Genomic DNA, 14992 nt, shown 5'->3' on the forward strand with positions numbered 1-14992 from the left:
CTTAATATCCACAATTTGATTACCACAGTCGTCAAATTCACAGCATCGGATAGAGGGGAAATATCAGCAATTTGATTTCCACTTAAAGAGAGCTTCGTCACATTGACTGCATATTCCAAACCCTGCAAACTCTTAATTCCTTTACCCGATAAATTAACGTCGGTCAGTGACTCTAAATCCTCTTTTGTTAGTGATTCATCGTCGTTTTTATTCAATAATGACTTAATCGAGATAGAATTCGAAATTATATTGCAGTAAAGACAAATTCGGCAACTGCCGATGACTTAACGCAACAAGCTTTTTTAAAAGCAATGGAGAAAACTTTCACTTGTTTAAGTGTAACTCCAGTATATTTACTTGGCTATTCAAAATCGCGCAAAATATCGTGAAAAACGAATATCGTACGAAATCACGAAATAAAGAAATGTTGCACGAAGTAATCGACTTTCAGTCCCAATCGATATCCCTCAATATTGCTAGAGATGTCGATATCCGTCTTGATATCAGTGCTGCATTAGCCCGATTGAATGAATTAGATCAGCAAATCATATCATTGCGTTTTTTCGTCGATTGCACTTTATTGGAAATATCCAAAATCATCGGGATGCCTCAAAGCGCAATCAAGAACAGACTCTATCGTGCCTTAAACAATCTAAAAAAGAATTAAAAGAATGGGGTGACATTACAATCATGTCTATTAAAGAATTGATATCAATTGTGGATAAAAGCGAGGCTCCTCCAAGAATGATGGTATGAACAAGGTGTACCATGACTTATTTGAAGAGTTGAAAAGCAATGTAGATTGAATTATTACAACCTATCGTCATCAACCTTCTCAGAAAATCGCTATTGAGATCTATCCGGATCTGCCCACTTTCCATCAAGCAATAAACGAGTCGGATGCGCCCAATTGGTTTAACTGCTTACATCTCAGAATCGAACCAGAAGGATATTTGGATTATCGATATACAGTTTGGGAACAAATTTCTCGTACCCACATTTCATGCAACTGTTTAGATAACATTCTAATCGGGAATGGTACAATGTTCTTGTCCTGCGGCAGTACATTGATTGACACAAAGTTCCCTACCAAAATGACACAAAGTTAAAATGATTCTCTCCAGGGTAGTAGGGAACTTTATGTCAAATTCCAGCCTGGTTGGTAACTTTATGTCATTCTACAGCTTGTCCCTCGACAAGTAGTTTGCACTAAAATGAGCTATTATCTTTTCTAATACCCAGAATAATGCGTTTTATTAATCCCCCCGCACTTCTCATTTGATGACTAACGATTTGGTCTGCAAACATAGTGTCACAGTAAAAATTTTTTTTGTTCAGCAGAGGTTTTCTCCAAAATACACATAGGCATATGCATATGGACATATAGTAGGGAATTCAGCTAATTCATCTGTTTTCTTGAGTTCCATTAGTTGAGAAATACAATGTCTATGTTCTTTCAATACAGTTGTTATTAGTCCTTCTTCTACTCTCTGTTAACCATTTTAAGTTAAAGTGCTGTGCATGAATGATCCATAACAAAAAGAAGTCTACCACGAAATGGGAGACTTCTTTTTTCGTTTTTAGCATAGCCTATTTCTTTAACACGGGCATTGATATCGTTATGATAAATCTTTGTTTTTGTCCCCTCGACAATAATTAAATACTCAGGATCTAAGCTGGATATAAATCGTTTTGGAAAAAGGAACCGGAACTCTCTTCCCCATTGCCTCGTTTTCACTTATTATTTTCACTCGTCAGCATCTCATCCTCTTTATCATTGCATTGATGTGTTGATGAATTTGATGCGTTGTATGAATCTTGAATGTTTCCGTTAATCCCACTCAAAAGCGCCTGTATACAATTGATAATACGTACCTTTCGCCGCTAGCAGCTGTTTGTGGTCACCACGTTCCTTGATGTGGCCATGTTCCATGACCATAATGGCATCGGAATTCCGCACAGTGGATAAACGGTGTGCAATGACAAATACCGTTCGACCCTGCATCAGATTATCCATGCCCTTCTGAACCAGCGCTTCGGTACGTGTATCGATGGATGAAGTGGCTTCATCCAGAATCATGACGGGCGGATTGGCAATCGCTGTTCTCGCAATCGCCAGCAGTTGACTCTGCCCCTGTGACAGTCCGTTGCCGCTGCCATCTAGCCGGGTCTCATACCCGTCAGGCAAACGTTCAATAAAACTCGCCGCATATGACAGCTTCGCAGCCTGAATCACCTCATCGTCACTGGCCCCCAGCCTTCCGTATCGAATGTTCTCAGCGACCGTACCCGAGAACAGATGGGTATCTTGCAGGACAATTCCCAGAGAACGCCGCAAATCAGCTTTTTGAATACGCTGAATGTTAATGCCATCATAGATGATCTCGCCTTCTGTAATATCGTAGAAACGATTGAGCAGGTTGGCTACGGTAGTCTTGCCCGCACCCGTTGCACCTACGAACGCGAGTTTCTGTCCGGGCATGGCATATAATGTAATGTTCTGAAGCACTTGTTTCTTTCCATCATACGTAAAGCTGACATCCTTAAACTCCACTTTGCCTTTCAGAACAACACTTGTTCCTTCCTCCAGTTTCCAGACCCATCCGGCCTGATCCTTGTTTTTCTCCAAGGTCACAAGGCCCTCATCTGCTTCCGGCTGTTCATCCATCATGTTAAATATCCGCTGAGCCCCCGCAAGAGCTACGACAAACATGCTGATCTGCGAGGAAATTTCGGCAATGGGCATCGTAAAATTACGAGATAAACTCAGAAAAGCTGCGATAATTCCCAGACTCAGACCGGTGTTCCAACCCGAGATTGACATAGCTCCGCCTGCAATGGCCACAAGCACGTAGATTAATGTGGCCAGATTCGCATTGATTGGCATAAGGATATTCGAATATTTGTTAGCTGTAGCTGAGTCGTCAAATAATCCATCATTCAGGCGGGCAAATTGTTCCATCGCTTTTTGCTCGCGACCGAATACTTGCACCACTTTCTGCCCATGAATAATCTCCTCGATATATCCATCCACCACACCGATCGATTCCTGCTGCTTGAAGAAATGCTCGGTTGCCTTAGTACCCACGACTTTGGTAATCCAGAGCATGGCAAGTGCCCCTAGCACAACCACGATCGTTAATGGTACATCCAGATACAGCATCGTACCAAGAACGACCACAACCGTCACGGCAGTGGACAGCAGCTGTGGTAATCCATCCGTCAACATCATATTCAGCGTATCCACGTCGTTCGTGTAATGACTCATAATATCCCCGTGGGCTTTACGGTCAAAATATTTAATCGGCAACTTCTGCATATGTTCGAATAAGCGGTCACGAATCCTCTTCATAATCTGCTGTGAGACGGTAATCATCAGCCGTTTCGAGACAAACGTACTGATGACTCCAGCAGCGTAGATTACAGCCAGAATGATTAAAGCCTGTAACAAGGCATCAAACACTGGATTCTGATTCCCGAGCAACGGCGTAATAAAGTCGTCGATCAGCAATCGCAGAAAGGCAGCTGAAGCGACAGAGACGGCGGAACTAACCAGAACCAGGATCAGCGCCAATGCGGTTCTGAATTTGTAATATTTAAAATAGGCTAGCAGACGTTTTATCGTCTGACCATAATTCATGTTATCCATCCAGTGCTTCACCGCCTTTCGTCTGTGTATAATAAGCTTCTTGATAAATTGTATTTCGGCCCAGCAGTTCCTGATGGGTTCCGATATCTACCATCTTGCCTTCATCCAGCACGAGAATCTGATCCGCATCTTCAACAGATGCAATACGCTGGGCAATAATAATTTTGGTTGTATCCGGTATGCTTTCCTTGAAAACGTTGCGGATTAACGCGTCGGTCCGTGTATCTACCGCGCTGGTGGAATCGTCCAGAATCAGAATCTTCGGTTTTTTGAGCAAAGCTCTGGCAATACATAGTCTCTGCTTCTGACCTCCCGAAACGTTCGTACCACCTTGCGCCAAATGAGTATCATATCCATCCGGAAACGTGGAAATAAACTCATGTGCCTGCGCCGATTTGCACGCTTCAATCAATTCTTCATCGGTCGCATTTTCATTGCCCCAACGCAGGTTCTCCTTAATCGTACCTTCAAACAGGACGTTTTTTTGCAATACTATCGCGACCTGGCTGCGAAGCAAACTTAGATCGTATTCCTTCACATTGACTCCACTGACAAGGACTTCACCCTCACTGGCATCATACAGACGTGGAATCAGTTGCACCAAGGTGGATTTTGCACTGCCCGCAGCTCCAATAATACCAATCGTCTGTCCCGAAGCCATTCGCAGATTGATGCCAGACAGGGCATAATTCTCGGCTTTGCCTGAGTAACGGAAGGACACATTGCGGAATTCAATCTCTCCACTGTGCAGCTCTGTAACTGGCGATTCGGGGCTGGTGATATCGGGCTGTTCACTTAACAGTTCATTAATCCGTCCCGCCGAAGCGCGAGCAATGGCAACCATAATGACAACAATGCCCAGTGTCATCAAACTCATTAGAATTTGCATAGAATACGCGAATACACTCGTAAGCTCCCCGGTAGTCATGTTCCCACCCACAACCAGTTTGGCGCCAATCCATGAGATCATCAGCATTACGGCATACAGCACAATTTGCATCAGTGGAAGTTCATACGACAGAATGCGTTCTGCCTTAGCCATCTGTGCAAATATCCGCTGGGATACGGCCTGAAACTTGGATACCTCTCGCTCTTCACGTACATAAGATTTCACGACCCGAATGCCGCGTACATTTTCCTGCACAACTTTATTCAGATCATCATAACTGCCAAAGGCACGCTCAAAAATCGGAAAAGAATACTTCATGATGAGCATCATGCCAATCGCCAGCACGGGTATAACAATCATGAACCACGTTGCGATAGCCGGGCTGATGCGATACGTCATAATCGTTGCAAAAATCATCATCACCGGGCTGCGGAAAGCAATCCGGATAATCATCAGAAATGCATTTTGCACATGCGTAATATCCGTAGTCAGCCTGGTGACGATACCTGAAGTTGAGAATTTATCCATATTGGAATACGACAGCTGCTGTACATGACGGAACAGGTCGTAACGCAAGTTTTTTCCGAACCCCGACATGGCAATCGCAGAATGCTTACCTGCCAGCGCTCCAAAGACCAGAGACACCAGGGCAAACAACACCAGAATCAAGCCGTACTTGGTTACCTGATTCATCTGGCCCCCCGTGATCCCCTGGTCGATCAATTCAGCCATAAACAGCGGAATGATGACTTCCATGGCCACTTCACCTAGCAAAAACAAGGGCGTCAGCCACGTATCCTTTTTATATTCGCGTACACTTAGCAGTAATTTCCTGACCATAAGCATTCTCCTCATCTAAAATAAACACACTGATCTGTGATCTAAAAAGTAGACCGACGATCAGAACAGATGTATTATAAACTGTATAGCAACTATACAGTCAATCACCTTTTTTGGACCTGGAGGTACCTATGCATCCCAATGAAATGTTGTCCATTAGTGCTTTTTCCAAGCTTTCCGAGGTTTCGCGCAAAACCCTCATTTACTACGACCGCATTGGTCTGTTCAAACCTGCTTATGTGGCAGATAACGGTTATCGCTATTACAGCCACAGCCAGTTTGAAACGATCGGCGTTATTCATATTTTCAAAGAGCTAGGCATGTCCCTGGAGGAAATTCAGCAGCATCTCGGTGAGCGTTCTCCGGAAACCACCCTTCAACTGCTGCGTAAACAGGAGGAAAATCTGCAGCTGCAGATTTCCAAACTGACTCAGGCGAAACAAATGATTATTCAGCGTGCGGAAAATATAGAGCAATCCATGCACCTGGACACCAGCCAAATGCATGTCATTTGGCAACCTAAAGCTCCTTTGCTGCTGAGCCGCCGCATCTACTCATCCAAAAAGGAGTTTCCTGAGGAACTATGGGAGGATTTTCGAGTGCGTTTGAACAAGGAACATGCACCACTCGGTTATCCCGGAGGCGTCATCATCCCCAAATCGGATCTGCTACGCAAGGATGGAGATATGATCTCTCATATGTACAGCTACATGACCACAGAGCATCATGAACAGGCGTATATGCCGGAGGGATTTTATCTGGTGTCTTATGCCAGAGCCGACTATGGGGATACCGAGAAGTTTTTTCCAAAAATCTTTGATTATATTGAGAAGAAACAGTATGTCATTAAAGGCGATGCTTACGAGGATTACATGCAGGATGAGATTGTTTTGCAGCACGCAGAGGATTTTCTGGTTCGGGTTATGGTACATATTGAAGAGCCGGTAGATGGTTACTGCCCTTAGTTTAATGAATTGATGGGCAAGATTAAGATTAGATATACGCCTAACTGGCAATAGGAATATGTTCTTGTCCTCAGTAATGATACAATCTTCATTTCGGCAATGGTACAGTGTTCTTGTCCCGCGACATCCCACGTAAAGACGGTCCCGATCCATCTATCGGTTACATGGATCGGGACCGTCTTTCGTAATCGTAGTCCTTCAGTTCCTCCTTTTTTGTTGTATTTACAACAAAAGAACTGTCGTTTATAATTATTCTAAAAGTATGTTAAATTTGTTTTTAATTACTAGATGAATTTCTGAAAGGATTATAAGAAATGAAATCAAAAAAAATAGACTCAATTGAGGAGCTCAGCATCGCTTTTCAAATAAGAGAAGAAGTATTTGTGAAAGAACAAAATGTACCAATCGAAGATGAGTTTGATGATTATGATAAATTAGATGGACAGTGTGAGCACATTCTGGTCTATTTTAATGAACTACCCGCCGGAACAGGCAGAATTATTATTCGAGATGGCATAGGTAAATTAGATCGAATATGTATCTTAGAACCTTATCGCCAATATGGTCTGGGTAAATTAATCGTTACATCACTGGAAGAAATCGCAGAAAATAAAGGAATATCCAAAGTTAAATTACACGGACAGACACATGCAGAAGGATTTTATCACAAGCTAGGATACCAGACTACCTCCGATGTATTTATGGAAGATGGAATTCCGCATTACCTAATGGTAAAAGATTTATTATCGAAATGATGCCGTTATCACCCCCAGGGCATATAATGTGTCCCTGGAGGCAAAAGATTGTGAACGATATCTCTAGCCTTACTCTATTGAGTTTTCGGCTGTTTTTTTATTGATCGTGTTCCAATCCATAGCATGCCTAATGAAGCAACTACCAGTAACACAATAATGGCTACAATAACAGCGAAAAAGGACTGATCAAACACAAATCGCGCGGCCTGTTTCAATGTTTCCGAGGCTGCTCCAGGCAGCCCTTCTGCTACGATTAAAGCTTCATCCAAACTATCTTTCACTTTTACTGAAACATTCAATCCTGTTGGAATTTTCATGGTTAACGTGTACACAAGACCTGATAGACTTCCTATTATGGCGATATGTTGTCTCTAGACTGATTTTTATCAGCATCTAATGCTCATTATCATTTCGATAGTCTTTTTAAGCTGATTTGGCCGACTGGGACAAGAACATGTACCGTTAAAGGACAAGAACTTGTACCTATTACCGTCTATGTTCCCCTACAAACAAATCTCTTTTTCCACCTATTTGTTTTATAAACACTTAGCATCTTAAACCTCCTTCTTCCAAGAATGAACCGTCAAAGCCGGCTTTCCAAAAGCTGTTGCAATAAACGCTTGCCATACTCGGTTCATCTATGCGTTCTGTTTATCCTGCGAATGGGTCAACATTCGTGAGTGAGTCGTTCTTACCTTAGTGTGTGCAATGAAAATACGAGCTAGCTTTCCAATAAGTTTAACATCGATTGCATAGCCAGCGCTTGAAGTCCGGTTGGTGACGCGCAAGCTGGAGCACCATGACCTTGTATACACGGGACGGTGGATAGGAAGAAAGGATGGGATCGTCCTTCCATAAGGAACCATCGATGGGCATTCTGGAATGGACACCAACCTCCTTCCAATGCTGTTCTATGTCCGCAGGCTTTTGAATGCCTTCCAGCCCTTAGTTTCGGGCTAGATGTTTTTGTTTGTCAGTAAAAAGTATTTTCGTATAACTTCCCCGTATGTGCATCAAGCACTTCGGGCGTCCGCTCGTGCTCGCTACCAATCATTCGATACACTAGTTCGTACGGGGCCTCTTCCGCCCTAGTATTGTGCATCCGTTCCCATTGCAGACGTAGCTTGGCCTGTGCCGTCCATCGGAGGATGGCTGTCTGGGAATCAAATGAAGGCATGGTCTCCAGCTTCTTTAACTGTTCTGGCCTTATGGAGGGGGACATCAAACTTTTAACCCTCCCATTAGAGCGGTCAACAGCTAGTTGATAGCATTCATCCCTGACAGATACGTCTTGAACATATACACCAAAGCGAATGATTTCCAAACGATCTTCGTCGTCGGTCTCTTCAGTTAGAAGCTTGAGATACGGCAACATTTCGGCTGCTAGTCCTCGGACATAGTCCATAGCTACTTCTATACATGCGTCTCGATCCCAGGTTAATGGAGCTAGTTGATCTGGCTTACCATGCGAAACAAAGTCAATCAGTTGTCCGGTTTGGCTGTCTACTCGCGCCTTGACCGCTCCCTCCATCTGATCAGCCCAATAGGCCTTCCAAGACCGGTCATTCTTGGCTGGACGCTCTTCATTCTGTTGCTTCCACACCATCAACTTGGTGTTCGAGCCAATATTGTCGTCTTGTACTAACTGAAATTGGTCGTTGTCTACGCCAATCCACTCTTCTAGGCTTCGTGCGGGCGGGAACTCACCTGGCCACTCGTCCAGAGTTCTTGGGTCCGAGGGGACAGCTTCTGCCCTATAGGCTGTCGGAACTTCCTCCTGTGATGATGCAGTATAGATTAGTCCTCTACTTCGGGGGGCGTAAACCAGATGGACCTGATCGTCACCATCCGTGTACACGGCTTTGTCCAATACGCAATATTCCACATGTAGCAAAAAATTCGCCTTCAGACATGCCATCTGTTCCTCTTCTGGTGTGATCATGGTTGGGAGTGCTGGCCCTGGAACGGTTCCGTAGTACCTAAATCCGACCACGCGACCGCTGGGGTGAACCATAATCAGGCATCCCGTCTCAGGAAGCGGCAGCCCCATCGCCTTCTGCTGTCGTGTGTACCCAAACATCCCTTCCATCCACTCCATCCCACAATACGGAAAATCACGCAGTGCGCCGGGATAATGATCTTCCAGGAATTGCTCTGCCTGCTGTTTGAGCTCCTCCTCAGATATCCGTGTCTCGTTGTCCAATGAGGCCCAGGAAATGGCATAGTCTAGCAAGTTGCCGTCCCTGGAGAGCGTGGCAGAAACGGCGTCATCACTCCCCGTTTTAACCCATAAGAATCCCGCTTCTCCCTTCCTTGTTCCCCTCATGGTGTTCTCTTGATAGTCATTGACGATCAAATCATAATCCGGTGAAACGGCAAACTGGTGCTCTGCCTGTTGTCTTAACTGCAGGCGTAATGTATCCAGGTCTCGTTCGAGAAAATCTTGAGCCATTTCGTTGCGCAAATGTTCCAGCCCCTTCCGTAATTGTGTTTTTACAGTACCTAATGGCATATCCAGGAGATGGGCGATTTGCTGCTGGGTCAGGTCCTTCTTATATTTTAAGAACAGGAGCTGACGCAGCTTCGGATTCAGACTGGCCAATGCACGCTCCAGATCCAGGGTTTGATCGATATCATTAACGACCAATGGCTCTTGCGCCTGCGGGTCTTCGCTCAGGTGAACACGCTTGGATTTCTCCAAATGATTGAGCGCCCGGTTCACCACAATTCTGGTAAGCCAGCTCTCAAACGCTTCGGCTTGCTGCAGCGTTCGCAGTGACTCATAAGCCTTAACCAGGGCATCCTGAACGATATCCTCCGCATCTTTGGACTCCCGTACATAATGGCGAGCCACTCGGTGCAGCTTATCCGTTCGATCCTTTATAAGAGAAACGAAGGCATCGTGATCTCCGTTTTGTGCGGCGTTGATTTGTTGCTGTGCATCGATCATTGTCGTTCACCTCCTGTTATATAGACAGCTAACTCGGGGGTTTGGATTTAATTAATGTAACATTATTCTGGAACTGACCGATCAAGTGACCACCCGCATGCGGCAAGCGAAGAACTCACAGTCCTTTCCCCGTTCGATCCCCCGGTAGTCGATGGCGCGAGCGACATGGATTTCTTTCGCAATATCCTCATGGGTTCCACGCCCTTGAACGTACACCAAATCATCAATCTTCCATTGTCCATCTACTAATTTGGCCTTAATGATATAAGCTAACGTACTAATATTGGTTTGGCCTTCCTGATCGGTATTCTCTACCTCGATATCTGCATTCCACCATTGTTCCTTGATTCCTTCCTTCTGCGGCTCCAGCTCTACATTGGTCATTTTGGTTTTGACGATCGTTAGCGTTCCGCGGCGCTGTTTTTGCTCTAATGCTTTATAAAGGTTTTCAGTCAGATACGGCTTTGAATTCTTCAAAAAATCATCTTTATCATTGAACGGTACGTACAACTTCAGAAACTCCGGAATAAACTTTCTGATTGAAGTGGTGCGTTATCGACAAGATCGTTATCAGTATCGGCACTATCCGTGACATCGTTATCCGAAGCATTCAGGCGTTCATTCTCTAATGCTGCTGCGGTACTTGTATCTCTGCCGCTGCTCTCCATACTATCTACAGCTGCTGTTAGTTGGTTGTCCGCCCGAATATATCTCTTGTTTATAGTTGTTCCCAAATAAGTGCATATGCTGATTATTTAGATATACACCTAATCGGCAATCGGTACAAGTTCTTGTCCTTAGCTTGGGACAAGAACTTGTACCGATAAAATAATAAAAAAGCCGCTAAAATAGCGACTTCAATGGGAATATGTTCTTGTCCCTCGACAATGTAATTTTATATTCGATTTCTACAACTTCCATTCATAGCTTTCGATACTTCAACTAACGTTCCCAGTTCGTTCATTTTTATTTCTGAAATTCCTTTCCATTCCCAAGTGTCTATATCTTTGCCATTCTGCTCATGTATCCCCAATAGTAATGTGGTTGATCTGTTGCTTACTTTTTTTTACAATGCTATCGTTTCCCGTTAGCTTAGCAATGGTCAACTCTTTTATTTCATTTTCCTTTGCAGAAGACTCTTGACCAGAAGAAAGGTGCATTTCCTATCAACACAATAGTAACCTCCCAGCCCGTTTTACCTTTCGAGAATAAATTGATTTAATGACAAAACCAACAACGCTGAAGTAAAAATATGTAAGTGTTTTTAGCAGACTTACTATTTTGACATTGTCGGTTTGGATTTAAAAAGTTGGAGGCGTCGACACGGCAATCACCAAGGTCTCACCTTTATATACATTCTTATAGCTATGCGGTGTCTTGGCATCGAAATATATACTATCCCCCTCTTCTAACGTATATCTATCATTCCCAAGCATGAACTCCAGGCAACCAGAATGGACATACACAAACTCCTCTCCTTCGCTGTGTCCTACGCCAACATCACCAGAAGTCGCACCTTCTTCAAGCACCCCCCAGATTGGTCCCATCTTATTTTTACTTCCCTCGCTAAGGGAATACCATGTAATACGTGAGCCTTCAGAATGTACCAACGGTTTACGTTCGTCTTTTCTCACAACGATGCTTTGTTCTTTCTCTCCAAATAGATCAGTAAAATTCACGTTTAACGCATTGGCAATCCTTTTTAGGACACTTATCGACGGGTTCGCTTTGTTCCGTTCAATTTCGCTGAGAAAAGAGACTGAGATAGATCCTGCTTTTGCCACTTCTTTAAGAGTTAATTTCTGCTTTTTGCGGGTATTTCTAATGACCTCGCCTATAGAATTCATCTTTCATGTCTCCTTCACATTTGATTTTTTTCGCTCTCAGCGAAATTTATAATTTGATAATAATTAAAATATCTAGCAATAGCAAGCTTTCTTACGGTGGTTCAATTTCGGTGTAAAAACGTTGATTTAAGAATATTATTGGATTAAGATTTTAACAAGGCTGATGTGCAAATACGTTCCCTGGACATGTACACCTAATGCTTTTTAAATATAGAATTTCATTTCCAGCGAAATTTTGAAGGAGGGCGATGAGCTATATGACTAAGCTACCTAAGATTTACACCGTAGGCGATACTACGGTTACCCGAGTCACCGAAATGGTAATCAGTGGTGTTCCACCAGAAATTTATTTCCCAGGTACGTGGGATCCCTCTGTATTAGAAGAGAATCAACAATTCTTCCCTGAGGGCTTGCTTGACGAAAATTCGCAACTCATCGTGAGTATTGGCACCTGGGTCGTGAAGACACCCCATCATACGATTCTTATTGATACAGCTACAGGTAACGATAAAAACCTGCCACTAAATCCGGATCTTGCCAATCTGCAGCTACCTTATCTCGAGCGACTTCAAGAGACAGGCGTTACTCCAGAAGAAGTCGATTACGTGTTACTAACTCATTTGCATGTGGATCACGTGGGTTGGAATACGAAGCTAGTTGACGGTAAATGGATACCTACATTCCCCAATGCCAAGTACGTATTTCCTATTAAAGAACAAGAGTATTACTCCAGCGAAGCGAGCCATAACAAAGAAAATGAAGCAAATTTCAATGTTTATGAAGAGAGTGTACTTCCTATCGTTGAGGCAGGCTTGACGGAAACTATCGGTCCAGAAGGAGGAAAGTTACTAGATATATTTACATTCATTCCGACTCCAGGTCACAGTATCGGACAAATGTCTATTCGTCTTTCATCGGGTGGTGAAGAAGCTTTGTTCGGCGCCGATATCATGCATCACCCATTCCAAGTTATGAGACCGGATTGGAATTCTATGTACTGTGAATTTGGCGATCAGGCCCGAATTTCACGCCGCTGGGCTTTGGAATATGTTGCCGATCGTCCAATTATCTATTTCAGTACGCACTTCCCAGAGAGTTCAGCGGGATACGTCACCCGAAGCGAAGACGGCTTCAACTGGCGCTTTATCTAATACATTGAAAAGAGGCGAAAAATATAATGTCTAACAACACATTCAACAAATCTATCTCCATCGTATCTGAGAACTTTAACATAGCTAGCGATACGCCTGGTATTGAGCTATCGGTCCTTAATAAACGTCCTGCATCTATGACTGTCTTCTCTAATGAGAAAACGATCGTCATGGTCCACGGTGCTACTTATCCAATTGGCAGCCTATATGATGTTGAGCTAGACGGTTTCACCTTCCTTGATTACCTCGCAAGTCACGGTTATGACGTCTATGCAGTAGATGTTCGTGGCTATGGTGGATCCACAAGACCGCCAGAAATGGAGCAACCTGCTGATCAGAATCCTCCGCTTGTCCGTACAGAAACCGGAGTTCGTGACTTTGGCTCGGCCGTAGACTTCGTCCTAAAGCATCGAAATCTATCGAAGGTCAATGTACTTGGGATGTCTTGGGGCGGTACAGTGGCTGGGGCATATACAAGCCGTAATAATAACAAAGTGAACAAGTTAACCCTTATTGCTCCTCAGTGGCTGAGCAACAAACCAATCCCTATTGATACAGGCGGCCCGCTTGGCTCTTATCGCCTTGTGCCCGCAGCCACTACTAAAGAACGCTGGTTAAGTGCTGCTCCTGAAGGAAAACGTGACAGCTTGCTCCCTGAGGGTTGGTTTGAAAAATGGGTTGAAGCAACGCTGGCCACCGATCCTAATAACAAGACCGTACACCCTGAGCATATTCGCGCTACCAACGGACCGATTCTAGACATACGTGAATATTGGACAGTTGGAAAAGCCTTCTATGAACCTAAAGATATCACCGTACCCGTACTCCTCATTCATGCGGAGTGGGATATCGATGTACCATTAGATTTGGCACAAAACTTCTTTACTTCCTTAACTGGAGCTGCTTATCGCCGTTGGGTGGAAATCGGAGAAGGTACTCATATGGTACTGCTCGAAAAAAATAGAGTTCAAGCGTTCCAAGCTGTTCAATCATTTCTAAACGAGAATTACACACCAGCGGGTCAATAACGACGCGATTAGCGGATTTTAATACAATCTCACACCCGCAGCTTATTACTGCGGGTTCGTCTCATGATGCTATGATCTCTAAGTTAAGAAGTCCTAATGCAGTGATTAGTGGGAAAAAAGGGTATTTTCCCTACGGAACTTTTTTTTATGTAAAGAAGTTTTATATTTGGGCTCGTTACTATTCAACTCATTTTTGTATATCCGACACGTTGACCTTCCCTCTCCTCAATTTATTCAACTAACATGCCCGTTAGCTTAATGAAATTAAAGAGGGCAAAATAACGATTACGCCTATTCTGCAATAGAAACATTTTCTTGTTTGTGCCTAACAATGACAAATCAGCACAAAGTACAATACCTGCATATGTTTCCCCTCCCTTAATCCAAAATCACATTCAGATTCCTCCCCTTTTCTTTGCTAAAGTGCTTGTTAACGAACTTGTTTTATCCATTTCAAATGGGATTACAGTTCCAGTGGAAATACCTCCTAGCGTTGAAAGAACTTCTACCGATAAAATAAAAAAGCCGCTAAAATAGCGACTTCAATGGGACCATGGTATTGTCCCTCGACATGTTCCGATCCGTAATGGTTTACCAAAGCCAATTTTTCAAATCCTTCATTTATTAATCACCACTACCTGCTAAAGACATAAAGGATAACACAATTCATATGCAAATGACACTCTGCCATAATAATTGAATGTCAAATTAAACAAAAAATACCGACCCTCAACTTCAAAGGTCGGTTTACCCACCCGGTGTGGTTGTATACCTTATTCTGCTTGAACTCTATGTTCATGTGGGCAATTCAGTAATATCAACGTTCATATGTTCAATAAGTTCAAATAAGATGTTTTAGACTGGGCTCCCTACTCCACATTACACGTTGACAATTTGCTTCAATGATTTTATGATGAA

At 43.5% G+C, this 14992-nt stretch carries 12 protein-coding genes; 5 read left to right on the forward strand and 7 right to left on the reverse strand.

All coding sequences use genetic code 11. The annotated features are described in order from the left end of the window. Positions 1–385: 385 nt before the first annotated feature. Complete coding sequence (locus tag AC6CIF_RS21880) at positions 386–667, forward strand: sigma-70 family RNA polymerase sigma factor (RefSeq protein WP_498201584.1); 282 nt, start codon at positions 386–388, stop codon at positions 665–667. A gap of 1164 nt (positions 668–1831) precedes the next feature. Here AC6CIF_RS21880 and AC6CIF_RS21885 read toward each other — a convergent pair. Both AC6CIF_RS21885 and AC6CIF_RS21890 read right to left on the reverse strand, forming a co-directional pair. Continuing rightward, positions 1832–3649, reverse strand: coding sequence for an ABC transporter ATP-binding protein (locus AC6CIF_RS21885; RefSeq protein ID WP_498201531.1), 1818 nt, complete (start codon positions 3647–3649; stop codon positions 1832–1834). After that, positions 3642–5378, reverse strand: a complete 1737-nt coding sequence (locus AC6CIF_RS21890; protein WP_498201532.1) for an ABC transporter ATP-binding protein — start codon at positions 5376–5378, stop codon at positions 3642–3644. Before AC6CIF_RS21890 ends, AC6CIF_RS21885 begins: the two co-directional genes overlap by 8 nt. 131 nt (positions 5379–5509) lie before the next feature. Between AC6CIF_RS21890 and AC6CIF_RS21895 the strand changes: the two genes are divergently transcribed. Both AC6CIF_RS21895 and AC6CIF_RS21900 read left to right on the forward strand, forming a co-directional pair. Beyond that, entirely contained in the window at positions 5510–6343 is an 834-nt protein-coding gene (locus AC6CIF_RS21895; RefSeq protein ID WP_498201533.1) for a MerR family transcriptional regulator, read from the forward strand. 314 nt (positions 6344–6657) lie between these two features. Next, positions 6658–7098 carry a GNAT family N-acetyltransferase gene (locus AC6CIF_RS21900; protein ID WP_498201534.1) on the forward strand — a complete coding sequence of 147 codons (441 nt, stop codon included), beginning with the start codon at positions 6658–6660 and terminating at the stop codon, positions 7096–7098. A gap of 74 nt (positions 7099–7172) precedes the next feature. On the opposite strand, the gene AC6CIF_RS21905 is transcribed toward AC6CIF_RS21900, so the two are convergent. The 5 genes from AC6CIF_RS21905 to AC6CIF_RS21925 form a co-directional block, all read right to left on the reverse strand. Beyond that, positions 7173–7430 carry a hypothetical protein gene (locus AC6CIF_RS21905; protein ID WP_498201535.1) on the reverse strand — a complete coding sequence of 86 codons (258 nt, stop codon included), beginning with the start codon at positions 7428–7430 and terminating at the stop codon, positions 7173–7175. Positions 7431–8071: 641 nt separating this feature from the next. Next, positions 8072–10048, reverse strand: a complete 1977-nt coding sequence (locus tag AC6CIF_RS21910) for a sigma-70 family RNA polymerase sigma factor (protein WP_498201536.1) — start codon at positions 10046–10048, stop codon at positions 8072–8074. An 81-nt stretch (positions 10049–10129) separates the two neighbouring features. Continuing rightward, on the reverse strand, positions 10130–10558 hold the full coding sequence (locus AC6CIF_RS21915) for a hypothetical protein (protein ID WP_498201537.1): 429 nt from the start codon (positions 10556–10558) through the stop codon (positions 10130–10132). A 2-nt stretch (positions 10559–10560) separates the two neighbouring features. Beyond that, positions 10561–10782: a hypothetical protein gene (locus AC6CIF_RS21920; protein WP_498201538.1), complete on the reverse strand. Its 222-nt coding sequence runs from the start codon at positions 10780–10782 to the stop codon at positions 10561–10563. A 567-nt stretch (positions 10783–11349) separates the two neighbouring features. Further along, positions 11350–11895: a helix-turn-helix domain-containing protein gene (locus AC6CIF_RS21925; RefSeq protein WP_498201539.1), complete on the reverse strand. Its 546-nt coding sequence runs from the start codon at positions 11893–11895 to the stop codon at positions 11350–11352. A 257-nt stretch (positions 11896–12152) separates the two neighbouring features. On the opposite strand from AC6CIF_RS21925, the gene AC6CIF_RS21930 reads away from it, so the two are divergent. After that, on the forward strand, positions 12153–13046 hold the full coding sequence (locus tag AC6CIF_RS21930) for an MBL fold metallo-hydrolase (RefSeq protein ID WP_498201540.1): 894 nt from the start codon (positions 12153–12155) through the stop codon (positions 13044–13046). Between the two features lie 170 nt (positions 13047–13216). Then, positions 13217–14074, forward strand: coding sequence for an alpha/beta hydrolase (locus AC6CIF_RS21935; protein ID WP_498201541.1), 858 nt, complete (start codon positions 13217–13219; stop codon positions 14072–14074). The last annotated feature ends 918 nt before the right edge of the window (positions 14075–14992 follow it).

The sequence above is a fragment of the Paenibacillus sp. GQ49 genome, from assembly GCF_059759055.1.